General features: G+C 63.4%; 20 protein-coding genes, 12 tRNA genes and 4 pseudogenes. 29 read left to right on the forward strand and 7 right to left on the reverse strand.

Going from position 1 to position 21,076, the window contains the following annotated elements; all coding sequences use genetic code 11:
• Nucleotides 1–48 precede the first annotated feature (48 nt).
• The 3 genes from EXE52_RS03680 (at nt 49) to EXE52_RS03690 (ending at nt 3,794) form a co-directional block, all read left to right on the forward strand.
• Nucleotides 49–1,656 (forward strand): methyl-accepting chemotaxis protein, encoded by a 1,608-nt coding sequence (locus EXE52_RS03680; protein WP_137703441.1) that lies wholly within the window; start codon nt 49–51, stop codon nt 1,654–1,656.
• Nucleotides 1,649–2,389, forward strand: a complete 741-nt coding sequence (locus EXE52_RS03685) for a bacteriorhodopsin (RefSeq protein ID WP_137703442.1) — start codon at nt 1,649–1,651, stop codon at nt 2,387–2,389. The genes EXE52_RS03680 and EXE52_RS03685 overlap by 8 nt, the downstream gene beginning before the upstream one ends.
• A gap of 145 nt (nt 2,390–2,534) precedes the next feature.
• Nucleotides 2,535–3,794, forward strand: a complete 1,260-nt coding sequence (locus EXE52_RS03690; protein ID WP_137703443.1) for an RNA-guided endonuclease TnpB family protein — start codon at nt 2,535–2,537, stop codon at nt 3,792–3,794.
• Between the two features lie 59 nt (nt 3,795–3,853).
• On the opposite strand, the gene EXE52_RS03695 is transcribed toward EXE52_RS03690, so the two are convergent.
• The 3 genes from EXE52_RS03695 to EXE52_RS03705 are packed head-to-tail and all read right to left on the reverse strand — an operon-like array spanning nt 3,854 to nt 6,550.
• Nucleotides 3,854–4,681 carry an undecaprenyl-diphosphate phosphatase gene (locus tag EXE52_RS03695; protein ID WP_049931899.1) on the reverse strand — a complete coding sequence of 276 codons (828 nt, stop codon included), beginning with the start codon at nt 4,679–4,681 and terminating at the stop codon, nt 3,854–3,856.
• A 45-nt stretch (nt 4,682–4,726) separates the two neighbouring features.
• Nucleotides 4,727–5,389 carry a hypothetical protein gene (locus tag EXE52_RS03700; RefSeq protein ID WP_094520790.1) on the reverse strand — a complete coding sequence of 221 codons (663 nt, stop codon included), beginning with the start codon at nt 5,387–5,389 and terminating at the stop codon, nt 4,727–4,729.
• A gap of 60 nt (nt 5,390–5,449) precedes the next feature.
• Nucleotides 5,450–6,550: a DUF4330 family protein gene (locus tag EXE52_RS03705; RefSeq protein ID WP_137703444.1), complete on the reverse strand. Its 1,101-nt coding sequence runs from the start codon at nt 6,548–6,550 to the stop codon at nt 5,450–5,452.
• A gap of 128 nt (nt 6,551–6,678) precedes the next feature.
• Here EXE52_RS03705 and EXE52_RS03710 point away from each other — a divergent pair, with 128 nt between their 5' ends.
• The gene (locus EXE52_RS03710) at nt 6,679–7,125 is read left to right on the forward strand and encodes a VanZ family protein (protein ID WP_049931902.1); all 447 of its coding nucleotides are present in this window, start codon (nt 6,679–6,681) and stop codon (nt 7,123–7,125) included.
• The gene (locus tag EXE52_RS03715; RefSeq protein ID WP_199237899.1) at nt 7,122–7,595 is read left to right on the forward strand and encodes a hypothetical protein; all 474 of its coding nucleotides are present in this window, start codon (nt 7,122–7,124) and stop codon (nt 7,593–7,595) included. Before EXE52_RS03710 ends, EXE52_RS03715 begins: the two co-directional genes overlap by 4 nt.
• A 3-nt stretch (nt 7,596–7,598) precedes the next feature.
• Here the strand turns inward: EXE52_RS03715 and EXE52_RS18675 are convergent.
• A pseudogene (locus tag EXE52_RS18675) lies at nt 7,599–8,093 on the reverse strand (UDP binding domain-containing protein); the annotation flags it as partial.
• A 3-nt stretch (nt 8,094–8,096) separates the two neighbouring features.
• Nucleotides 8,097–10,310: pseudogene (locus EXE52_RS18970) on the reverse strand (nucleotide sugar dehydrogenase); the annotation flags it as partial.
• Here EXE52_RS18970 and EXE52_RS18690 point away from each other — a divergent pair.
• The 3 genes from EXE52_RS18690 to EXE52_RS03735 all read left to right on the forward strand — a co-directional run bounded on the left by EXE52_RS18690 (nt 10,297) and on the right by EXE52_RS03735 (nt 11,489).
• Complete coding sequence (locus tag EXE52_RS18690) at nt 10,297–10,632, forward strand: hypothetical protein (RefSeq protein ID WP_085682621.1); 336 nt, start codon at nt 10,297–10,299, stop codon at nt 10,630–10,632. The pseudogene EXE52_RS18970 and the gene EXE52_RS18690 overlap by 14 nt on opposite strands.
• 123 nt (nt 10,633–10,755) lie before the next feature.
• The gene (locus EXE52_RS03730) at nt 10,756–11,061 is read left to right on the forward strand and encodes a DUF6516 family protein (protein ID WP_049931908.1); all 306 of its coding nucleotides are present in this window, start codon (nt 10,756–10,758) and stop codon (nt 11,059–11,061) included.
• Nucleotides 11,062–11,084: 23 nt separating this feature from the next.
• Nucleotides 11,085–11,489 (forward strand): hypothetical protein, encoded by a 405-nt coding sequence (locus tag EXE52_RS03735; protein WP_049931933.1) that lies wholly within the window; start codon nt 11,085–11,087, stop codon nt 11,487–11,489.
• Nucleotides 11,490–11,537: 48 nt separating this feature from the next.
• Here the strand turns inward: EXE52_RS03735 and EXE52_RS03740 are convergent.
• Nucleotides 11,538–11,747 (reverse strand): annotated as a pseudogene (locus EXE52_RS03740) (UTP--glucose-1-phosphate uridylyltransferase); the annotation flags it as partial.
• Nucleotides 11,748–11,837: 90 nt separating this feature from the next.
• On the opposite strand from EXE52_RS03740, the gene EXE52_RS03745 reads away from it, so the two are divergent.
• Both EXE52_RS03745 and EXE52_RS03750 read left to right on the forward strand, forming a co-directional pair.
• Nucleotides 11,838–12,356, forward strand: a complete 519-nt coding sequence (locus EXE52_RS03745) for a hypothetical protein (protein ID WP_049931910.1) — start codon at nt 11,838–11,840, stop codon at nt 12,354–12,356.
• Nucleotides 12,353–12,793, forward strand: a complete 441-nt coding sequence (locus EXE52_RS03750) for a hypothetical protein (RefSeq protein ID WP_049931912.1) — start codon at nt 12,353–12,355, stop codon at nt 12,791–12,793. Before EXE52_RS03745 ends, EXE52_RS03750 begins: the two co-directional genes overlap by 4 nt.
• A gap of 104 nt (nt 12,794–12,897) precedes the next feature.
• On the opposite strand, the gene aglF is transcribed toward EXE52_RS03750, so the two are convergent.
• A complete protein-coding gene (gene aglF / locus EXE52_RS03755; RefSeq protein WP_049931913.1) occupies nt 12,898–13,668 on the reverse strand; it encodes a UTP--glucose-1-phosphate uridylyltransferase AglF in 771 nt (256 codons plus the stop codon).
• 273 nt (nt 13,669–13,941) lie between these two features.
• Here aglF and EXE52_RS03760 point away from each other — a divergent pair, with 273 nt between their 5' ends.
• The 19 genes and pseudogenes from EXE52_RS03760 to EXE52_RS03845 all read left to right on the forward strand — a co-directional run bounded on the left by EXE52_RS03760 (nt 13,942) and on the right by EXE52_RS03845 (nt 21,071).
• Nucleotides 13,942–14,193 carry a hypothetical protein gene (locus EXE52_RS03760; RefSeq protein ID WP_137703446.1) on the forward strand — a complete coding sequence of 84 codons (252 nt, stop codon included), beginning with the start codon at nt 13,942–13,944 and terminating at the stop codon, nt 14,191–14,193.
• Between the two features lie 15 nt (nt 14,194–14,208).
• Complete coding sequence (locus EXE52_RS03765) at nt 14,209–14,481, forward strand: hypothetical protein (RefSeq protein WP_129452297.1); 273 nt, start codon at nt 14,209–14,211, stop codon at nt 14,479–14,481.
• A 43-nt stretch (nt 14,482–14,524) separates the two neighbouring features.
• Nucleotides 14,525–14,917, forward strand: a complete 393-nt coding sequence (locus EXE52_RS03770) for a hypothetical protein (protein WP_089309112.1) — start codon at nt 14,525–14,527, stop codon at nt 14,915–14,917.
• A gap of 2 nt (nt 14,918–14,919) precedes the next feature.
• The gene (locus EXE52_RS03775; RefSeq protein ID WP_137703447.1) at nt 14,920–15,480 is read left to right on the forward strand and encodes a hypothetical protein; all 561 of its coding nucleotides are present in this window, start codon (nt 14,920–14,922) and stop codon (nt 15,478–15,480) included.
• 64 nt (nt 15,481–15,544) lie between these two features.
• Nucleotides 15,545–15,988, forward strand: a pseudogene (locus tag EXE52_RS03780) (zinc ribbon domain-containing protein); the annotation flags it as partial.
• Nucleotides 15,989–16,615: 627 nt separating this feature from the next.
• Nucleotides 16,616–16,691: transfer RNA gene (locus EXE52_RS03785), tRNA-Gln, on the forward strand.
• Nucleotides 16,692–16,694: 3 nt separating this feature from the next.
• Nucleotides 16,695–16,768 (forward strand) — tRNA-Asp (locus EXE52_RS03790).
• Between the two features lie 252 nt (nt 16,769–17,020).
• Nucleotides 17,021–17,093, forward strand: a tRNA-Pro gene (locus EXE52_RS03795).
• A 4-nt stretch (nt 17,094–17,097) separates the two neighbouring features.
• Nucleotides 17,098–17,180: transfer RNA gene (locus EXE52_RS18215), tRNA-Ser, on the forward strand.
• A gap of 369 nt (nt 17,181–17,549) precedes the next feature.
• Nucleotides 17,550–17,635, forward strand: a tRNA-Ser gene (locus EXE52_RS03800).
• Nucleotides 17,636–17,682: 47 nt separating this feature from the next.
• Nucleotides 17,683–17,764 (forward strand) — tRNA-Leu (locus EXE52_RS03805).
• 42 nt (nt 17,765–17,806) lie between these two features.
• Nucleotides 17,807–17,889, forward strand: a tRNA-Leu gene (locus EXE52_RS03810).
• Between the two features lie 80 nt (nt 17,890–17,969).
• Nucleotides 17,970–18,096, forward strand: a tRNA-Thr gene (locus EXE52_RS18220).
• A gap of 34 nt (nt 18,097–18,130) precedes the next feature.
• Nucleotides 18,131–18,203 (forward strand) — tRNA-Glu (locus EXE52_RS03820).
• A gap of 104 nt (nt 18,204–18,307) precedes the next feature.
• Nucleotides 18,308–18,378, forward strand: a tRNA-Met gene (locus EXE52_RS03825).
• Nucleotides 18,379–18,390: 12 nt separating this feature from the next.
• On the forward strand, nt 18,391–18,795 hold the full coding sequence (locus tag EXE52_RS03830; RefSeq protein ID WP_137703448.1) for a hypothetical protein: 405 nt from the start codon (nt 18,391–18,393) through the stop codon (nt 18,793–18,795).
• Nucleotides 18,796–18,842: 47 nt separating this feature from the next.
• Nucleotides 18,843–18,918: transfer RNA gene (locus EXE52_RS03835), tRNA-Glu, on the forward strand.
• Nucleotides 18,919–19,398: 480 nt separating this feature from the next.
• Nucleotides 19,399–19,473 (forward strand) — tRNA-Arg (locus EXE52_RS03840).
• 68 nt (nt 19,474–19,541) lie between these two features.
• Nucleotides 19,542–21,071, forward strand: a complete 1,530-nt coding sequence (locus EXE52_RS03845) for a TROVE domain-containing protein (protein ID WP_137703449.1) — start codon at nt 19,542–19,544, stop codon at nt 21,069–21,071.
• Nucleotides 21,072–21,076 lie beyond the last annotated feature (5 nt).

Genomic DNA, 21,076 nt, shown 5'->3' on the forward strand with positions numbered 1-21,076 from the left:
ATTTCGCCTGTACTCCTAAGTAAGGTGGTTATTACTCTCCGATCATACATGCTGAACGTAATCACCGGGCGGTACGGTCGACGCGTCGGGGCGGCGGTGCTCTCGACCCTCGTCGTCACGCTCGGGTTCGTCGGCCTCTTCGCGGGCCACGTCGCGACGGTCGGGACGCCGGAGGCCGCGACCGCGTCGCTCATGGGGATCGGCGTCGTCCTCACCCTGAACCTGGGCCTACTGGGGATCGTCATAGTCGGCAACGTCGCCGTCGAGCTCCGGCGGCTGACGCAGACGGCCGAGGCCGTCGGCCGCGGCAAGTTCGACGCGAGCGCCAGCTCCGACCGCGGCGACGAGATCGGGCGACTCTTCGACGCCTTCGACGAGACCCGGCGGTCGCTGCGGGGCGCGGTCGCCGAGTCCGAACGCGCGAAGTCGGAGGCGGAGACGGCCCGTGAGGAGGCCGAGGAGCTCTCCGACACGCTGCTCGAACGCGCCGACGAGATCGGCGGCGCGATGGAGCGGGCGGCCGACGGCGACCTCTCCCGACAGCTCTCCGAGGAGAGCGAGGTCGACGCGATCGAGCGCATCACGGCCGCGTACAACGAGATGACCGGCGGGCTCTCGACGACGATCGAGGACATCCAGACGTTCGCGGGCGACGTGGAGGCGACGAGCGAGGAGATGGCCGCCGAGGCCGACGACGTGGCCGCGATGAACGAGGAGGTGGCCGACGAGATGCGAACGCTCGCCGACGAGTTGGACGAGCAGACCGACCGGCTGCGCGAGACGGCCGCCGACACCGATGACTTCTCGGCGACCGTCGAGGAGATCGCCTCCACCACCGACGAGGTGGCGGGCGACGCGAGCGCCGCGGCCGAGCTCGGCGAGGAGGGCGAGCAGCGCGCGACCGAGGCGGTCGAGGCGATCGTCGAGATCGGCGACCTGCTGGCAGAGCTCGACGACCTCGTCGCCGGGCTCGACGACCGGATGGACGGCGTCGCGGAGACGACCGACGTGATCGCCGACATCGCTGAGCAGACCAACATCCTCGCGCTGAACGCCTCCATCGAGGCGTCGCGAGCGGGTGGTGACGGCGACGGATTCGCGGTCGTCGCCGACGAGGTAAAGGGGCTCGCCGAGGAGACGCGCGAGTCGACGACGGCAATCGAGTCGACGATCGGCGAGGTGACCGACGACGTGTCGGCGGTCGCCGGAGAGATGGACCGGACGATGACCGAACTGGACGACACGACCGCCGCGGTCCGGGCGGCGGGCGAGGCGATCGAGGAACTCACCGGCACCGTCGAGGACGTCGACGTCGCGATGGGGGACATCGCCCGCGCGACCGACGAGGGCGCCGAGGGGATCGAGTCGGTCGCGGCCCGCGTCGAGGAGGTCCACAACTCGGCGACCGACGCGGCCGACCGCGCGCGGACGCTGGCCGAGACCGCCGACGACACCGCTGAGACGGTCGGCGACCTCGCGGAGACGGCGACGGCGCTCGCCGAGCGGACCGCGTCGCTCACCGAGCGGCTCGCGCAGTTCGAGACGCGCGGAGACGCGGCCGACGTCGCGGCCGCGACGACCGCGACGGGGACGGACGCTGGGACGGAGCCCCCGGCGGGCGCCGCCGGCGACGCGGAGGTGAGCGCCGATGATTGAGCCGTCGACGGTGCGGTTCGCCTCGGCGGGGGTCTACGCGGTCTCCGCCGTCGTCCTGCTCGCGCTGGCGCGGCGTAAACCCCCCGAGCTGCGGCGGTACTGCTACCCGTTCATCGCGGTCGTGGCGCTCGCGGGCGTCGGGATCGGGACGTGGGGCGCCGGGATCGGGGCGTTCTCGGTCGGGAGCGGCACGCTGGAGGCGGGGCAGCTGCTCTCCGACTACGTCGCGTACCCCTTCCTGTTCGGGTTCGCGGCGTTCGTCTCGGGGGCGGGCCGGCGGTACGTCTGGGGGATCGTCGCGCTCACCGTCGCGATGCGGCTCGGCTACGACTTCGCGGAGGTGTTCGAAGGCGCGCTCGCGACGGCGGGCACCCTCGGGATCCTCGTCGGGTACCTTGTCCTGATCGGGCTGTTCTTCGGCCCGATCGCGGGCGCGGCCGCCCGACAGCCGCCCGCCCGGGAGCTGTTTTACAAGAAGACGCGGAACCTCGCGCTGTTCGCGTTCGGCGTCCTGATCGCGTGGGCAATGTTACAGATCGCCGGGCTGTTCGATCAGTTCTCCGCGGCGGTGACCTTGGAGTACCTCGACCTCCTGCTCCGGGTCGGGTTCGCGGGCTTCGTGTTCGCGAACGTGGAGACGCTGGCGGCCGAGGCCGACTCCGAGATCGGCGAGGAGGACGGTGATGCGGGTCGGGGCACGACCGCAACGGTGTCGGTGTCGAGCGCGGACTGAGTCGGCGTAATCGGACTTTTTACCAGAATTGAGGCGAGAATGCCCCTTCCTCAAGGAGCGACTATCGGGAGCGAGTAGGGAGGAGATGAATCGCCGCACGCAGTACAAACCATTAAATAAACATATCCCAAACTGAGGGACAGCGATGGAATACAGTCACCGCTACCACGCCTATCCGACACAAAAGGTGGCGGAGACTGTCGAACAGCACATCGACGTTCATCGCCAAGCGTACAACTTCACGCGGTACGAGTACACGAATCACAACGACGCCGACAACGTTGGGTCGGCGTACAAGCATCACGACCGTCTCACCGACTGGAAAGACGAGTTTTCCGTGTTCACAGAGGTTCACTCGAAAGCACTCCAGCGAACCGTCACGCGGTTCTATCAGAACCTCTCGAATCTCTCTGAGAAGAAACGGAATGGTCAGAAGGTCGGGATGCTCAAGTGGAAATCGCCAGCGGAGTTTCAGAGTATGACGTATTCGCAGTCCGGTTTCGAACTCAAAAACACGAGTGGCCACAACGCGACACTCTGGCTCTCCAAAATCGGTGACATCCCGATCCGCTACCACCGCGAACTCCCAGATACAGCGGAGATCAAAGAAGTCACGATTAAAAAAGAGACAACCGGTGAGTGGTTCGTCTCTTTCGGTCTCGAAACCGATGAGGCCGATCTACCCGAGAAACCCAGCGTAGATGCACTCAACACGAACAACAGCGTTGGAATCGATCTCGGTATCCGTAACTACATCCACACCTCGGACGGGAAAACTGTAGATTGGCTCGATCTCGGAGACGAGTACGAACAACTCCGTCGCAAGCAACGCAAACTCTCTCGCAAAGAGGAAGGGTCAAACAACTACGAGAAACAACGACTGAAGGTTGCGAAAATCAAGCGTCACATCCGGCGGAAGGTGCTGGACTACCAGCACAAACTCACGACGTGGCTCGTCCGCGAGTACGACGCGGTGTTCGTCGAGAACTTGGATGTGAAGGAGATGCTGGAACAGTCGTACAACGCCCAGAACAAGCAGGATGCGGCGTGGCGACAGTTCATCACTCTGCTCGAATATAAAGCCGAGCTGTACGGGACGCACGTGGTTCAAGTCGAAGCGCGGGGCACGACGAAAGAGTGTGCGTCGTGTGGCGTGGAGACAGCGAAACCTATCTGGGTTAGAGAGCATTCGTGTCCCTCGTGTGGGTTTGAATGTGACCGTGACGCGAATGCGGCGATGAACGTCTTGCAGAGAGGCTTTGCTGAATTAGGGCTGGGATGGCCCGAAGATACGCCTGTGGAGACTGCGCTCCCTGCGGACACCCATTCGGTGTCTGCAAAGCGCGTCGTAGAAGCAGGAAGCCCTACCCTCAAGGAGCGAGCGGCGTCAGCCGTGAGCGAGTAGGGTAGGGTAGTTCACGCAGCCGGGAAACCCGTAGACGGGTTGCCGTCGCGTGATTCAGTTCACACGAGCAGCGCGATCCCGCCCCCGCCGACGATCGCGAGCGCGCCGAGGGCGAAACACACCGTCGCGAAGGGGACGCGCTCGACGACGCGCATGAGCGCGTCGATCGTCAGGTAGCCGACGACGCCGCTCACGCCGAGCGCGACCGCCGCGGGCACCGGCGCGATCCCCGGCAGGCCGCCCGCGCTCGTGACGGTGAGCGCGGCCGCGCCGACGCTTGCGGGAATCGACAGCAGAAAGGAGAGCCGAAACGCGGTCGGGGGGTCGTAGCTGCGGAACAGCAGCGTGCTCGCGGTCACGCCCGACCGGGAGATGCCGGGGAGGATGGCGAACCCCTGCGCGGCGCCGACGAGGACCGAGTCGACGAGCGAGGGCGTCTCGCGGCCGCCCATGCTCACCGTGTCCGAGGCCCGCTGGAGCAGGCCGGTGACCACGAGGAGGACGCCGATCGCGGCGACGAAGACGCCGCCCGTGAGTTCGCTGACGAGGTCGACGGCGAGGACGTATAACGGAATCCCGACGAGCCCGGTGAAAAGTGACGCCACGACGACGTACGTCGCGATCGCGTGGTCCGCGTCGTACGCCGTCGCGGGGCGCCACCCGGGGATCGCCCTGAGGATGGTCGCGATCTCCGCGCGGTAGTACGTCGCGGCCGACAGCGTCGTCCCCAGCTGGAGGAATAAGGCGAGCTGGACGGCCACCGCGGGGTCGGTGCCGACGAGCGTGAGCACGAGCGAGAGGTTCCCCTGACTCGAGACGGGGAGCCACTCGACGACCCCCTGAACGATCCCGGCGAGTATCGCAACGAGCAGCTCCGTGGTGGTCACTACCCGAATCGGGCGCGGGCAGTCACTTAAGCGACCCCGTTTGGCCTAGCGGCCGGAGCGGGTCCGCCCGTCGACCGACGAGTCCGGCTCGGACGGTTCCGTCCCGTCGGGGTCGCCCGCGTTCGCGTCCTCGTCCGTCGAGCGGTGCTCCCGTCCGGTCTCAGTCGCGTTCGCGTCGGCGGTCGCTCCCTCCGGCGGCTCCGGGGGTTCGAGCGCGGCGACGAGGAGCTCGACCGGACGCGTCTCGCGCAGCGCCGCCCAGCTCCGGCGCTCGCGGGTGGCGAGCACGCCGGCGGCGACGAGGCCGCCCGCAACGACGAGGCGAGTCGTCCCGAGCGTTCCGGCCGCGACGCTCGCCAGTCCGAGGGCGAGGCCCGCCGCGAGGAGCGCCAGCCCGACGGCGACCGCCGGCGCCGCCAACGTCTGCCGCACGCCGGCCCGGACCGCGGCCGCCAGGCGAGAGTCGTCGAGCGCGGGGAGGAGCCGGTCGAGGACCGCATCGAGGAGGCGAATGAACGGGCCGACCGTCCACGTCTCCCGGAGATCGATCACGATCACATCCGGGTCCGGCTCCGCGGTGAGCCAGCGGTACAGGTACGAGTCGCGCACGGCGTCGGCGGTGCGCCGCGATAGGCGACCGAGACGCGACTCGCGGGCCGCCCGCCGTACGCCTCCGGCCAGCGTACCCGCCTCCGTCTCGTCACTCATCTGAATCGATCTTCGGGTGGGCGCTCATGTGTGTTGCGACTGTGGCGGACTTGGACGTGGTTACCGCCCCACGGTGACGACCGTCGCCTCCACAGTAACCGTGCCGAGATCGAGCGCCACGGTCGACCCCTGCCGGATCTGGTCGCCCTTGAACGCGAGGCCGCTCGGCATCTCTCGGAGCTGGAGGTCCGCGGTGATCGTCACCTCGCGGTTCACCGGGTGGTCCACGACGTTGACGCTGCCGTTCTCGCCGGTGGTGATGATGAGCGACGGCTCCGTCTCCACGCCGGTGACGCGAGCGACGGTGGTGTCGCCGGTCCGCTCGACCATCCCCGGTTCGATGGCGTCCGCGAAGTCCTCGCGAACCTCCTCCATCCGGAGCGTCACGGTCCGGGTCGTTGTCGCGTCCATGTCGATATCGTGGCTGACCTGTTCGATTCGCGCGTCGAGTGTGTACTTATTTGTGGGAAGTGTTACGCTCTGTCCTCGCCTGACTGGACTGCCGCCGAACCGGAGCCGGTCCTGCTGGCGGTGCCCGGCGAGCGTCGCTTCAACGAACAGCTGTCGTTGGGTCGATCGGTTGGTCGTGTAGGTGGTGACGTTGTTGATGCGGGCCACGGTGCGGTCGCTGAGGCGAATCTCGTCACCGGGGGTCACCGCCTGCGCGGTGCCCGCATCGACTTGACTCGAGAGCAACACGCGCTGTTGTTCGGTAGCCAATGCGTCGCTGTCGCCGACGTCACGAATCTGGCCGTTGACCTGATAGCGGTCGGTCGTGATATCGAGCGTCCGTCCGAGTCGTGGTGGGGCCCCTGCGTACGTGAGACTTCCTTGCTCGTTGCGTTCGCCTTCAAGCGCTACGCGGAGGACGACGCGAGTCTGACCGTCCTGTGGCGTGAGATGAACGTCTGTTATCCGGAGTGTTGATGTGCTATCGGAGTCGTAGGCATCACCCTCCTCGATAGCGTCGACAACGTACGGCGAGACGGTGCCAACGTCGAGCGTCGCGTACGTGGTGTCCGTCTCCGGTGGCGGCGCTGGGTCGTCGGTGAGCACGAACGCGGCGCCTGCGACGACGACGGCGGCGATCAGCAGCACGACGAGCGCGTCGATGACGTTAACGCGGCCGAACAGCCGTCCCTCGTCGTCGATCAACTCCATGGAGGTCCCTCCGAGCGCGGCATTACCAACGACGACCGGCGCGCGCGTAAAAAGCGTATTCGTTCGGCGTGCGCTCAACTGCGCGGATCCGTACCCTTTTGCCGGCGCCCACAGAGGAGCGTGGTACGATGAGTCGGCTCCGACTCCCGCTCGTGCCGCGGTGGCTCCGCCTCGCCGGCGTCGTCGCGGTCGCGTCGACGATCCTCTACTACTCGGTGTTCACGCCGCCAGGAAGCGGCGTGATACGGACCGGTCCCCTCGGCGTGTTCCCGTACGGCACGTGGCTCCACGGGCTGGCGTACGCCGGACTCGCGGTGACGCTCGCGTACGCGTTTCAGGACTCGCCGTGGCGCGACCGAACCGTGTTGGGCGTCGTGTTCCTGCTCGCCGTCGGCTACGGCGGGAGTATCGAGCTGCTCCAGTCGACGCTCGACGCGCGCACGGCCGACTTCGGCGACCTGCTCACCAACGCGGTCGGGGCCGCCGTCGCGGCCGTGTGCTGGCGCGTACTGACGCGCAGGGTTCGGTTCTATCGGATGCGGCGGGTTGGCGAGATCGAGGCGCCGGTCCAGTGAGCATGGTCCAGTTCAACCGAACGCGAGTCTCCCTCCGCGTCGCGCTCGGCTGTTGCTGCCTACTCGCGTGTCTTGGCGGCGCGTACCTCGGGCTACCCGCCTACGAGACGTCGATCGATGCGCAGGCACCCACCGAGGAGGCGATGGCGGCGTCGCTCGACGCGTACTCGCCGAGCGAGATCGAGCCGATCGAGTTCGCGGCCCTGTCTCCGGAAGAACAGGCCGCAGTCAGGGGGGCGGTCAACTCGGCAGACCGCATCTACTCGGACCGCGGGCCGTCGGATGAGGGTACTCGGTTCGCGTACCGCAACGACGTGACGAACCACTACTTCGTCGGGTACGAGGGGTCGATCTACCTCGTCCGCGTCGTCATCGATATCGGCTATCCCCTCTTGGCCGGGTCGCTCGCCGCTGGCGGCGTCGGGGCGCTCCTCGTCGCGAGCGGCCTATGGCGTCGTCGGTCCGAGTGATCGCTACCAGGTGAGTCCCTCGTAGGTGAGTCCGTCGCGCCGTTCGATGATCCGCCGGCCGTCGACGACGATCGGGGCGTCCATCGCGTCGAACTCCGCGTCGAGCGCGGCGAACTCGTCCCAGTCGGTACAGACGACGCACGCGCTCGCGCCGTCGAGCGCGGCCGCCGCCGAGTCGGCGTACTCCACGTCCGGGAAGTGCGCGCGCATGTTCTCCGTCGCCACCGGATCGTACGCGACCACGGTCGCACCGCGCGCTTGTAGCCCCTTGATGACGGGGATCGCTCGGGAGTTCCGGACGTCGTCGGTGCCCGACTTAAACGAGAGCCCGAGGACGGCGACGCGCTCGCCGCGCACGTCGACGTGGTCGTCGAGCAGCGCGAGCAGCCGATCCGGCTGCCCGTCGTTCACGCGCACGGCCGCCTCGAGCAACTCGGGGTCGTAGCCGGTATCCTTCGCGGCCGCAATTATAGCATTCGTGTCCTTCGGGAAGCAGTTGTGAACGACTAGTCCGTCGGTCGTCACGAACGTATGGTCCTCGGCGACTTCCAGCGAGTAAACGTCCGTCGTCGTCTCCTCGACGGTGACATCGCGAACCGGAACTGAGGTAAATCCGCCGTCCGCCGTGTGCCCCGTCGGTGCGATGTCCCGATCATACGCGTCGAGCCGATCGTCGATCCGGTCTTGCTCTTCGGGCAGGAACAGCTCCTTCAGCGCCGCGATCTGGCGTTTCGAACTCACACGCAGGAAGTGGGCCGGCCGCGTCGACTTCTCCGACTGCGAGGTCTTGTAGCTCGGGACGATGCCGAGACTGTGGAGTAGCAGAGTCATCCCGTCGATCAACTCCTCGCTAACGGAGCCATAGTCGTAGACAACGGCGTTCGAGTGATTGGTGTACTCGATATGCCCGTCACCGCGGAACAGTCCCGAAAGCAACGCCACGCGTTCGTCGGCCGTCGCTTGGAACGCGTCGTCGGGGATCGCCGCGGAGTAGGAGCCGGTACCACAGCCGAGCCACTCGAGGAACGCGGCGAAAACCCGGCTGGAGACGCTGATCGCCGTCGTAGTCTCCTGTTGCCTTGTTTGATACCGAATCCCCAGATCCTCGTAGTACGACTCAACATCGCTGACGTACTCCGGTTCATCGCTTGGATGGAAACTCAACTGAATCCGTCTTCTGGTGGTCGACCCGTGTCCAGAGGTGTCGTCGTTGATGTGGCCCTCACTGAGATAGTACCCGATGAACCGCCAGAACTGCTCGTCTGCGCGGAGTATGGCTGGCACGTACGTCTGCCCACCGTCCCGCGTCGTGTAGAGAGACAGGTCTTCCCTGTCGACCGGTAACTCCTCCTCGTAGGTGAGGAACACGTCGAGCGGCAGGTAGTTATCTCGAACGAGATCGGAGAGCTTGTGATAGTCGAACTGACGGTTGTACGCGCGAAGCACCTCGTACACCTCGTCTTTGTTCGCCTCCAACGGCGTCGACGGTTTCAGATACACCCGATCGTTCTCGAAGTCGGGCGACTCGGCAACGATCTCGATGAGGTCAAACTCCGAAACGGGATCGCTCGGGAGATCGGCCAACACCGGCACGGAATCTCCCGCTTCGAGCTCCGCAGCCGGCTTGACCGCGGTATCGTTCCCCTTTAGCGTAATCATCGGATGGTCGTGCGTGACGGTCACCCGTTTGTTCATTTTCGTCCGGATCGTGTGTAGCGGACCGTCGTATCGGCGGCGCGTCGCCACCTTGACGGGCTTGAACGCGAACTCGCCCTGTTCCGACCGACTGAGTACCGAAACGTCGTCGACGGTCCCGTCGGAAACGTACTCGTCGAAGAACTCGCCGAGCGTGAGATGTCTCGTACCTGTCTCGTCTTTCGCTAGAACACGCTGATCGCCCGTCAGACAACTTCCCCCCCACCCTAAGCCGGAGCGGAGGAAGCGCTCGCCGATGCGGTCGTCGAGGCCGACCGCGTCGGCCACCTCGTAGGCGTCGACGCCGAACTGCTTGCAGACGTTCCCGATGTCGTTGATGAGGCTGACCTTGCTCGCGAGGAACGCGTTGTTGGCGTACTTGATCATCTCGGCCTCGGCGATCCCCGTCTCGACGACCGCGGCGTCGGTGGCGTCGAGGAGCGGTTCGAACACCCCACGAAGGGCGTCGAGCGCGACCGCGTCGTCGGGCCGCGTGCCGAACACGACCTTGTCGGGCGACTGGAAGTCCGCGACGGCCGTCCCCTCGCGGAGGAACTCTGGGTTCATCGCCACATGGAGGTCGTCGCCGAACTCCTTCCCCGAGGCTTCGACGAGGATCGGGGCGAGTGTCTCCCCGGTGGTCGTCGGGACGACGGTGCTTTTCGTCACGACGACGTGGTCGCCGTCCTTCGTCCGGAGGGCGTCGCCGAGCGCCTCGGCGCCCGCCTCGATGATCGACGTGTCGATGCTCCCGTCGTCGTTCGCGGGGGTCGGCAGCGCGAGGAACGTGAGGTCGGTGTCGCGGACGGCGGCGTAGTCGGTCGTCGCCGTGAGCGTGCCGCCGCCGTGTTCCGCGAGGAGGTCGTCGAGACCCGGTTCGTGGATCGGCGCGCGGCCGTCGTTGATCGCCGCGACGATCTCCTCGTCGATGTCGACGTTCACCACCTCGTGGCCCATGTCGGCGAAGCAGGCCGCGACGGTCGTCCCCACGTAGCCGCTGCCGACGATGCTCACGCGCATTAGATGGGGGTTCGGGGACGGGCGTTTTAGGGTTTGGCACCGCGTCGGGCTCGTCGACATCCTCGATGCTGGTGTCGGATTCTGCGATCTCGTCGCCGGCGAGGCTCCACTTGGCTTTGTCGCGGTCCTCGGGGTAGTCGACGTCGAAACAGCCAACCAACTCCGTGCGAGCCTCAGCCGGACAGAAGACCTCACAGATGAACGCGACCGTCGACAAGCGGCCCGTGAGTGGGACCACCTCGAGACGCGCCGGCGCCTCGTCGAAGACGTACTCCGCCTCCACGACCGCTTCCCCGGCGAACGACGCTCCGCGTCCGCATGAGTATCGGAGCGGAAACCCAGCCCTCTCTTGAACCTCTCTCGGATATGTTCGGCTTCTATCTCCAAACCTATGTTCTTTCGTCCACACCTTTATTTCTATGGAGATGACAACATAGGGTGACGGATGGCGTCCTACACCACCATCGAAGATTGGAAGGATGTCGAAGATGGCTACGTCGTTGATGTGACCATCCGGCAGACGGAGGCGGCAAAATACCCGAGTGGATGGGACTACGGCCTACACCTCGGAGAGGTTGGCGGCGACACCATCCTTCGCTACGATAACGCCCACGAACGGACGAAGGGTCACGAACGCCACACAAGAGATGATGACGAAACCATTCCGTTTCCGGGAATGCTGGCCCTGTATGACCGCTTCAAGCGGGACGTCGAAGAGCTGACCCCCGTTTCGTGGGACTGGCCGGAGTAGGACGCTTCCAAGAGAGACACACCATGCCCACGCTCAAAATCACCGTCGGCAAACGCGATCGCCTCGACCAGCGTACGCGCAGCCGTATCAAGGCCGCCCAAGAGGATGAAGACCTCGACGACGCTCAGCCAGTACTCAACTTCGGCTCGTACGCTGAACTCAACCGCCTCCTTAGTCCGAAGAACTTGGAGCTACTGGAGGCAATCTTCGAACACGAACCCGAAAGCATTCGTGAAACTGCGGGCCTGGTGGATCGAGACTACAAGCAAGTACACCACAATCTCTCCGAACTCGAAGATATCGGCGTCATCGAGTTCGAAGGCGGCGGCACAGGACAAGCGAAGAAGCCGCTGCTGGCTTACGACGGTCTCGAGATAGATATCCCCTTCGCGAGTTCGAACGGGAACGTCGGCACAGCAGCACCGTGAACGAGAGACTTTCGTAGCGCTTTCACGATACCGCTCGTCCTCGGCGCCCTACGCGTCGGACTCGACGACCGCGTCGGCGTCAGCGTCGTCACCGTCCGCGTCGGCGTCGTCGCCCCGGAGCCGGCGCTCGGCCTCGTCGCGGTCCTCGGGGTAGCCGACGTCGACGCGCCAGCCGTTGAGGCCGACGGCGTCGATGATGTGACCCGACTGGATGAGCAGATTCACGGCGTCGCCGACCTCGTACTCGTCGCGGTTCGAGGACAGACGCGGTGGACCGAGAGCCGCCGTGTATCACATTTAATTTGAACTACCTCAAATTATTTCTACGTAGGGACTATATCAGCGGTCATGAGCGACGAACCGGACCGGAGCTGGACTAACGGTCTGTCGGCGGCCGATCGCGTCGAAGCGGTCGCCCTCACGGTCGGGAAACCCCGAACAGCCAATTGGATAGCCGAAGAAGCCGAGGTCGCCCACGAGACGGCGACGAAGTACCTCACACGACTGGTCGACGACGGTACACTGCGATCGGACACGCGCGGTCAGCAGACGACGTACGAGCCGGATCCGGTGGGTCAGTATCTCGCCGAGATGCGCGAACTCTACGAGGAACACTCGCCCGACGAACTCGCTGCGAGCCTCGAAGACATAAACGAGCAGATCCGCACGTGGAAGACGAAATACGACGTCGAAACGGCCAATCAGCTCCGTGCGAGCCTCGGCCGGACAGACGACGTCACAGACGAACGCAATCGTCGACAAGCGGCCCGCGAGTGGGATCACCTCGAGACGCGCCGGCGTCTCGTCGAAGACGCACTCCGCCTCTACGACCGCTTCCCCGGTGAACGCCGCTCCGCGTCCGCATGAACCGCGGTGCGGAAAATCCGGCCCTCTACCGGACGCTCAAGGACGTCTTGGAGCGACAAGCGGAGGTCACCTCCGTCCGCTTCGAACCGGACGCGATCCAGAAGCGGTACCTCGCCGCTGCGATCGACTCACAGCGGGTCGTCCCGCCGACCGGCTCCGAGTCACCGCAGCTCGAGGTCCACTGGAAGCTCACGCCGCCCCATGACGAGTTCAGGATCGACTACGCCGATCCGAACGCGGAGTTCCACTGCGGCTGGCATCAAGACGACGACCACGACGACCTCGGCGCAGCGCATTTCCAGTACCAGACAGCTTCGATGGAAACTCCGGCGTATGAAGCGGTCGTGTTCGAAGCGGCGTCTCCTCCGAAACTCCTCTGGGAGTGCTGTGAGGACCTCTTCAACAACGTCATTCCCGACTACACGGGAGAACTGTAGTACGGGAACTGTCCCGATCCTACGGCTATGCTCCGTGAGATTCTCCAGCGGATGGCAACAAAGACCGCGTTAATGGCGTCGCGATAGCTCTCGTTCTCGTCGCCCTACGCGTCGGACTCGACGACTGCGTCCGCGTCCGCCTCGTCACCGTCCGCGTCGGCGTCGTCGCCCTGGAGCCGGCGCTCGGCCTCGTCGCGGTCCTCGGGGTAGCCCACGTCGATGCGCCAGCCGTCGAGGCCGATGGCGTCGATGGTGCGGCCCGACTGGATGAGCAGATCCACGGCGTCGCTGATCTCGTACTCGTCGCGGTTCGAGGGCTGGACGAGGTGGCAGGCGTGGAAGATCGCGGGCGTGAACGTGTAGAAGCCGGTCATCACGAGGTTGCTCGGCGGGTCCTCGGGCTTCTCGACGACGTCCGTGATCTCGCCGTACTGGTTGGTGTCGCAGACGCCGTAGCGGGAGGCCTCCTTCCAGGGGACCTCCTCGACGAGGAAGGCGGCGTCCGCGCGCTCCTCGCGCTGGCGACGGACGACGTCCTTGAGGTTCGCCTGGAAGATGTTGTCGCCGAGGATGAGCATGAAGTCGTCGTCGACGTGTTCCTCGACCGTGAGGAGCGCGTGGGCGAGTCCCTTCTGCTCGCGCTGGTGCGTGTAGGTGATCGGGACGCCCTCGTAGGCGTCGCCGTAGTGGTCGATGATTACCTCCTTCATGTAGCCGACGACGACGATGAGCTCGTCGGCGCCGAGCTCGATCAGCTGATCGAAGCAGTGGGTGATGAGGGGTTTGCCGTCGACCTCGACCATCCCCTTCGGTTTGTCGTCCGTGAGCGGGCGGAGGCGCGTGCCCTTGCCGGCCGCGAGTACGACTGCTTGCATGATTCGAGGATTCTGGTCAGGCAATCATAAGGATTCTGCCTTTCCGAGTCGGCTGGTCGCACTGTCCACACGACTTGTAGTGTGTGACTGGCGCCGATGGAGTTGATGCTGTACTGGAACTTATGTACTCTACAAAAAGTATTTGTCATAGGTCTCGGCACACGCTATCATGAATCTCCGAACGTTGGTCGGAAAGCCACACACTCGGTGAGACGGTCCGTGCGACCGCCCTTCCGGGGCCGTAGCGGGCTGTACTCCGGTGTGTGCCAACCCATGGACGACGATGAACTCATCCGTCGAGAACTGCGCAGCGCTCGTGAAAAACTTGTCCGCAAACGCGCACGACAGTCGGACGACCTGCCGGCATCGACGAGTCAGCTTCCGTTGATGCCGGAGCGGGACGACGCGTTCCTCCGTCTCGCTCTGATGAGCGTCGAAGACCTCGAAACGCACATCGATCGGCTCGAACGCGATCTCGCCGACTTGGAAGCCGGTATCGATCGCCCGGACGCAGAGATTGAATAAGCACGTCGAACGCGTATGAATCTCACTGAAAATACAATCTACCGCCACGACGAACTCGGAGAAGTACTCGTGCTCGGTGTCCACCACATCTTCGAAACGTACGATCCGGACTCGGCGGACGGCCGTCTTCGATCGAGAGTCGTCCGCTACACTGCGGAGTGGGACGATTATGGTCCGATGCCCTCCAGTGTCCGTACCACGCCGGTCGATGAGTTTCGGACGGTCGTTGGCGACACCGTTCGAACGTGGGAGGGCGTTGAGTGGTCAACGAATGATCCACTCGATTGAACGGCAAAGAAACTATGTGTGTGTAGATTCTACACATAGTGTGATGGCTGAGGAAAAAACACGCGTCGATTTTAACGCCCCGAAGTCCCTCGTTGAGCGCGCCGATAGCGCGATTGAAATCCTCGACATCTCTCGTACCCGTCTCATCATCGACGCACTTGAAGACGAACTCGAAGAGCTTGTAAACGACGAGGAGTTCCAGCGACGGCTGAGCGACGCCTACTACGACGGCCGGGTCGATTACGACACCGTCGAAGCAATTCTGGGCCGTGAGGAGGCACTGCGATTGAAACTCCTCCGAGAGTCGATCGATCGGACGCCCGCTATACCCACACTCGAGGATGGGCTCCCGAGTGACGATGCCTTCTACGACGGCGAGATTTCCGAATGGACGGATTCAAATTCGGCTGATTCTGATGACGAGTCGCGTGCCTGATAATGTCGGAGCACGCCGTTGCCGTCGTCGATACGAATGTACTGTTGAATCTCGCCACGCCGGTCGTTGACGGGCGGCCGAAGGCTCCCTCTGGCGGGGACCCACTCAAAACACTCCTCACCGGGTACGACGTCCACGTACCAGCGAGTGTTCTCGGCGAGGTCACCCATGCCACGGGAGATGATGACCTCCTAGCTGCTGCCGCGGATCTCATCCTCCAAGCTGCCCATCATATAACAACACACGATGTCGACAACCGGGCCGACGAGCCGATCGACTATGGGCTTGATCAGGAGGAGGCCGAAGGTGTCTGGCTGGCCAACGAGTTGGAGGCAGAACTCTTCATCACGGACGAATTCAACACTACCAACTACCTTTTCATTAATCTCGCACTTGACGACCGGAACACACTCTTCACGACACCACACATGCTCTGTATCCTCGCAACTCACAAGATCCTGCCCATAGAATACGTCGACGCTGTGCTCAGCTACTACGTCGAAACCAAAGGCTGGGATACACAATATGTGGCGCAATTGCGCCAAGAGTATCTCCACGGTTGATTTCTTCGAGTACGACCTGTGTTTCGGGCTGAGCCACAACAGCCCCACCGTCGATAGCGGGTTCGTGACTGCGTTTGAGGACTTGACAGACATCCGCAACCGAACGGGTGCGTCGTGGGGTCACAAGTGGGCGTTCCGAACCCTGTACGAGCAGGTAGAATACAAAGCCGAAGCGGTCGGCATCTCGGTGAAGCAAGTCGGGTCGGCGTACACGTCACAGCGGTGTGCCGAGTGTGGATTCACAGCTGAGGAGAATCGCACGACTCGGATCGGCTTCCGGTGCGTGAAGTGTGAGTCGGAAGCCAACGCGGACTACAATGCGGCGAAGAACATTGGGATGCGGTACGTCCGTCGAGGCCAACAGTCGTCTCGACGGACGGGAAACAGTCAGCTTGCCCTCAAGTCTGGAACAGTGACGCCGAGTGACGGATTCACCGCCCACCCGGACGGGTTCGAGGCCGAGTTCACGGACAAGCCCCATCACCAGAAGTCACAGACTTCTGGTTAGCAGCCAGAACTCGAAGAGTTCTGACGACACCCTCCACGAGCGAACCCGTCAGAGTGAGCGAAGTAGGGTGGGGTAGTTGACTGATCGGACCGCGAACTAGATTCGTCAAAATAGTGCCTATAGTTACCACACCCTGACTAATTTTAATACAGTTCCCACAATAATCTGTGACAGACGTCCAAAACAAACCTCGTAAACGGAGAATCCCGCAACATGGTCGATACTCGCTTCAAACCGCGGCGTGCTTGCTCTTGTTTAGCCGCGGGTCGCGTGTTCAGCGAGTACCTACAAGACCAGCGTGCGGAGAGACCGGACGAGAATCGTCGAGCCTGCGTCACCATCGAACACGAGAGCGCGACGCACTCCGGCGATCTCCGGACACTCTCACCCGCATAACCTGGCTCCCACGCGGACTACCCGTCAGGGGCTGGGGAACACGGGAGTGCCGCCTGCTTTCGCCTCGTACTCGCTTAGCTCACAGCGTCACGCGAGTACGGCGACTGAAGCTCGTGGCAGTTTGGTCTGCGTTCGTTCCTGACAATGGAACGAACGAGCGATTCCGTACGCGCTGAGCGTACGAGGAGTCGCTAGCACACACCCCCCGCAGCGTTAGCTGCGGCTACGTCAAGCCCCGGAGTCTCCGCTGGCGAGGGACGCCGGACTTTGAATCCGGAAGTCGCCGGTTCGATTCCGGCCGGGGCGACATGCCGGCGTGGTGTAATCCGGCGATCATACGGTCCTGTCACGGCCGTGATCCGGGTTCAAATCCCGGCGTCGGCGTGGACGCGTGGACAAACCACGTGGGGATACCCATCGAGGTAGGCAGCCCGTTGGTGCGATCAGCTGGATCGTTCCGACGATGCTGGGCCCAGCAGGGTCTGCAACCTACATGAGCCGGTGTGGTATTCCCGGGAACCTCCCGAAGTACGCCCCCGCGATGAGACGCGCAACCACGACTACTCGGTCGCGGTTGCGCAGTTGGAAACAGTCCTACAGATAGATAACTAACTGCCGAACGCTCGGCAGTCCCGTGAGCCGATGGTCCAGCGGACGACGAACTGTGCCTTGGGCGCACAGGACCGAGGTTCGAATCCTCGTCGGCTCAGTGTGCCGTGACTGGGGAATGGTGACCCCACTGGCCTGCTACGCCAGCCCCGGCGACGGGTTCCCGGTTCGAATCCGGGACACGGCGTGATGCCAACGAATGTCTGCCCTGACTGCGAAGAAGAAGCGTTCCGCCACGTTCCACTCGGTGAGACAACGTCCATCGACACGATTGGAAGTGTGAGAATCTGCGTCACCGAGGACGGCGCGTACTTCCACGGAACGAGGTAACCGTCATCCATCCCTGCTGTGACTGGGTGCTGATGAACACATTCGCCTCGGTAGTAAAGCTCAGAAGCTGAGTAATGCGCGTCTTCCGGTGTCCTGGTGAGAAACGCGAGGCGGGCTCATCGGAGCAAGTTCTGACGGAGATGGTGAGACATGCGGATAGGCGACCGCGCTCGGTTTGAAACCGAGAGCCAGGAGGCTTCGGAGTTCGACTCTCCGTCTCACCGTTGGCGGGGTTTCCCTAGCTTGGTCAAGGGACTGCGTTGGAACCGCAGCGTCCGCAAGGACACGAGTGTTCAAATCGCTCTCCCGCCGCTGCGTGCCAAAGTGATTCGCAGAGTCGCCGGCGATTCTCGAATTGCGCCGCCATGCCAGAGTGGTCAAACGGACACGGTCGAGACCCGTGTGGTTAGTCCTTCCCAGGTTCGAATCCTGGTGGCGGCATCCGGCCATCGTGCCTGGAGACAATTCTCGCTTCACCGTTACGTCGCCGTACTCAAGTGGTCAACGAGAAGCGGCTCAGACCCGCTGGCGTAGGTCCTTCCGAGGTTCGAATCCTCGCGGCGACATTTTCTCCCTGTGGTCTAACGGCTACGATGCCTCCCTGTAGAGGAGGAGACGCACGTTCGAGTCGTGCCGGGGAGACTACGGGACGATGGAAGAGCCTGGCATTCACACACTCTCGCCGAATTTTCACCGGAGATCCGGTGCGACGGTGAGAGTTCCTTCATCTCACTTGTAACGAGAACACGCAGGTTCGAATCCTGCCCGTCCCACTGACCGATGACCCGTTCCAGGAGAGGCCCACCCGCTCCAGTGGAGTAGCGGCCAAACTCACGGCCCTCTCACGGCCGAGCCCCCGGTTCAAATCCGGGCTGGAGCATTCTCCAACAGTCCGAGACCTCTCACTTCCAGCCGACGAGACTGAGGGACGGACAGCTGTGGAGAACTGAGAGATACCCATGAGTGAGTTCCGAATTGTGGTGCTGCGGGATAGGATAATGGTAGTCCACGGGGCTCATATCCCCGAGGTCCAGGTTCGACTCCTGGTCCCGCAATGGAGGACAACGATGGGACTATTCGATACAGTCGAACTCTACGACGACGTCCACCTACCGGAGTACCCCAAAGGGATGACTCCTGCCGAGGACGTCGACTGGCAGACGAAAGGTATCGACCGACCGACTATGACCACATTTCGGATTACGGCGGACGGTCATCTCTTAGAAGAGGAGTGGCACACCGAAGACGTGCCGCCCGAGGACCGGCCATACGCGAGCCGAGACGACGTCGACGAGGAAGATATCCGCTACATGGCCGGCAGTCTGAATCGAGTCCACGACGGCTGGATCGAACGAGACGACTACCACGGACGCTTCAAGCTCACACACTCCTTCGAGGATCTCGAGACACTCGTCGCGTATCAAGTGACGTTCACGCACGGGCAACTCGAGGGCTTCGAACGCCGGCGATAATCCGTGCGTGTCCGCCGCACCTCAGCGCTTGATATCGTCCCTACCGCGCTCCCGGAGTCTCCGTTGGCGAGAGACGCCAGTTTTTCAAACTGGAGGCCAGGGGTTCGATTCCCCTCGGGAGCACTCGGGGGCTGGCCCTGACAGCGTTTTCCGTGTCTGACATAGCGGGCAGCCACGGATCCGTGACGCTGTCACGGCCGGCTTTCCCCAAGCGTGTGGTCGTCGAGGTGGTGCGTTTCTTCGCCCGCAAAGCACATCCAACGGGAGTCATAGCCCGTCGCACCACCGGTTGCCCGACTGCACGTGGCGACCGTCGAGTCGGGGCGTTGCTTCGCTAGGAACTCGCAGGTTCAAATCCTGTCGGTGGCGCCGTCCATCGATAACATCCCGGACAAAGAGAGCACAAGAGTGTTCTTGACACCGGTCCCGCCCCGACAGTGTTCCGGTCGCCATCACTCATCTCGTGGCCGTCGAGTTGGAGTCATCCTTCGCCTCAGGAGCCGGAAGTCCGGGTTCGAATCCCGGCGGTGGAATCCCACTGTTCCACCGTGGTGTAAAGGTAGCACGCTGTTCCGGCTCCAGCAGTTTCCCGGCCACGTCTTTGTCTCCGTAGCTCAGCCAGGACAGAGCACCGGCTTTCGAAGCCGAGTGTCGCACGTTCGAATCGTGCCGGAGACGTTCGCTGCTCGCAGCACGTGTGAGCAGCACCGGTATCGGAGTCGCCTGTTGCGGCTCCGAGTGATAGGATGGAATTCAACACGCCAAAACAAACGGTCGCGGAGGCGACGCGAACCACCAACTACGAGGGTGGAGAAGCGTTCGAGCCTGCCGACCCACGACTCGCACTGTACAAGCGCACGATCAACCAACTGCTGGAGGGCTCGTTCTACGAAACCGATGACGAGCAGCTCGCTGCTGTCGTCCGGCGGTTCGACGCCGCGGCAGACGAGGATCCGGAGTTCGTCCTGAAGCTCGCCGCGTACGCGCGCCAAGAACTCTCCCTGCGGGACATCCCACAGGTCTTGCTCGTGCTGGCAGCCAACGACGACCGATTCAAGGACGACTCCCCCGAATCACTCACCCGAGAGTGGGCCCCGGCGATCATCCAGCGGATGGACGAGACGGCGACCAGCCTCGCTATCCACGACCAACTCTTTGGCGGGACTGCCCCGTGGCCACTTCGACGCGGGATCGAAGACGCGCTCGTCTCGATGGCCGACGCCTACACGCTGGGCAAGTACGAACTGTCGCGGCGTGAGGTGACGCTACACGACGTGTTCAACCGCGTCCACCCCACGCCCGTCGACACCGACCAAGAGGTGCTGTTCGAGCGATTCATGCGCGGCGATCTCGACGACTATCCCGGCGTCGACCCGTTGCCGTCGCCGAACACCTGGGAGACGGTTATCTCCGAGCGCGGCAACACCCAAGCCGCCTGGGAACTGCTCATCGAGGACGACGAGTACACGCTGCCGATCTTCGCGTCGATCCGGAACCTCCGGAACATGCTCGAAGCCGGCGTCGACGAGGACACCATCGTGGACCACCTTGACTTGGACGCAGTCCGGTACGCGCCGCTGTACCCGTTCCGGTACTACCAGGCGTACACCGCGCTCCAGAATGCTGACGTCCAAGCACCAGCGGTCGAGCGGTGGCTGGAAAAGGCGATCGACGTCGCTGTCGAGACGGTGCCCGATGGACTCGGAGATACATTCGTCGCCGTGGACCTCTCAGGGTCGATGGACATGGCGCTATCCACGAACAGCACGCTCCGCCTGAAAGAGATCGGCGCGTTATTCGGGGCGATCCTGGCCGATCAAGGTGCCGAGGTCGGCGGGTTCGGCGACGATTTCCAGACCGTTCCGATGCACGTCGACACGCCAGTACTGCAGCGCCAAGATGCTGTGCTGGCCATCGACGAGGATGTCGGGAACTCGACGAACGGCTGGAAGGCAATCGATTACCTCCGCGAGCGAGGTGAGCCCGTTGAGCGCATCGTCGTCTTTACCGACATGCAGATCTGGGACAGCACGCCGTTCACGGCGCGCGATGCCCAGACCGTCAAGTCGGCGTTCAATGCCTACCGAGCGGAGGTCGCTACAGACACGGCGTTGTATCTCGTCGATCTTGCCGCCTACGGTGATCTGGTAACACCGGAAGGCTACGAGAACGTCTACAATATCTCTGGCTGGACGGAAAATGTGCTCACGTTCATCAAGCACGCCGAGAAGCCGGCGCAGGTTCTCGGCGGCATCGGTGCGTTCGAGCCTGTATAGTCTGG

This window comes from Halorubrum sp. CGM4_25_10-8A (assembly GCF_005435025.1).
Classification (GTDB): Archaea; Halobacteriota; Halobacteria; order Halobacteriales; family Haloferacaceae; genus Halorubrum; species Halorubrum ezzemoulense.

Excerpts from the sequence above, each read along its gene's own strand:
- EXE52_RS03680 (WP_137703441.1), top strand. The coding sequence starts at position 49 with ATGCTGAACGTAATCACCGGGCGGTACGGTCGACGCGTCGGGGCGGCG.
- EXE52_RS03685 (WP_137703442.1), top strand. The coding sequence starts at position 1,649 with ATGATTGAGCCGTCGACGGTGCGGTTCGCCTCGGCGGGGGTCTACGCG.
- EXE52_RS03690 (WP_137703443.1), top strand. The coding sequence starts at position 2,535 with ATGGAATACAGTCACCGCTACCACGCCTATCCGACACAAAAGGTGGCG.
- EXE52_RS03700 (WP_094520790.1), bottom strand. The coding sequence starts at position 5,389 with ATGAGTGACGAGACGGAGGCGGGTACGCTGGCCGGAGGCGTACGGCGG.
- EXE52_RS03705 (WP_137703444.1), bottom strand. The coding sequence starts at position 6,550 with ATGGAGTTGATCGACGACGAGGGACGGCTGTTCGGCCGCGTTAACGTC.
- EXE52_RS03710 (WP_049931902.1), top strand. The coding sequence starts at position 6,679 with ATGAGTCGGCTCCGACTCCCGCTCGTGCCGCGGTGGCTCCGCCTCGCC.
- EXE52_RS18690 (WP_085682621.1), top strand. The coding sequence starts at position 10,297 with ATGCTCACGCGCATTAGATGGGGGTTCGGGGACGGGCGTTTTAGGGTT.
- EXE52_RS03730 (WP_049931908.1), top strand. The coding sequence starts at position 10,756 with ATGGCGTCCTACACCACCATCGAAGATTGGAAGGATGTCGAAGATGGC.
- EXE52_RS03735 (WP_049931933.1), top strand. The coding sequence starts at position 11,085 with ATGCCCACGCTCAAAATCACCGTCGGCAAACGCGATCGCCTCGACCAG.
- EXE52_RS03745 (WP_049931910.1), top strand. The coding sequence starts at position 11,838 with ATGAGCGACGAACCGGACCGGAGCTGGACTAACGGTCTGTCGGCGGCC.
- EXE52_RS03750 (WP_049931912.1), top strand. The coding sequence starts at position 12,353 with ATGAACCGCGGTGCGGAAAATCCGGCCCTCTACCGGACGCTCAAGGAC.
- aglF (WP_049931913.1), bottom strand. The coding sequence starts at position 13,668 with ATGCAAGCAGTCGTACTCGCGGCCGGCAAGGGCACGCGCCTCCGCCCG.
- EXE52_RS03760 (WP_137703446.1), top strand. The coding sequence starts at position 13,942 with ATGGACGACGATGAACTCATCCGTCGAGAACTGCGCAGCGCTCGTGAA.
- EXE52_RS03765 (WP_129452297.1), top strand. The coding sequence starts at position 14,209 with ATGAATCTCACTGAAAATACAATCTACCGCCACGACGAACTCGGAGAA.
- EXE52_RS03770 (WP_089309112.1), top strand. The coding sequence starts at position 14,525 with ATGGCTGAGGAAAAAACACGCGTCGATTTTAACGCCCCGAAGTCCCTC.
- EXE52_RS03775 (WP_137703447.1), top strand. The coding sequence starts at position 14,920 with ATGTCGGAGCACGCCGTTGCCGTCGTCGATACGAATGTACTGTTGAAT.
- EXE52_RS03830 (WP_137703448.1), top strand. The coding sequence starts at position 18,391 with ATGGGACTATTCGATACAGTCGAACTCTACGACGACGTCCACCTACCG.
- EXE52_RS03845 (WP_137703449.1), top strand. The coding sequence starts at position 19,542 with ATGGAATTCAACACGCCAAAACAAACGGTCGCGGAGGCGACGCGAACC.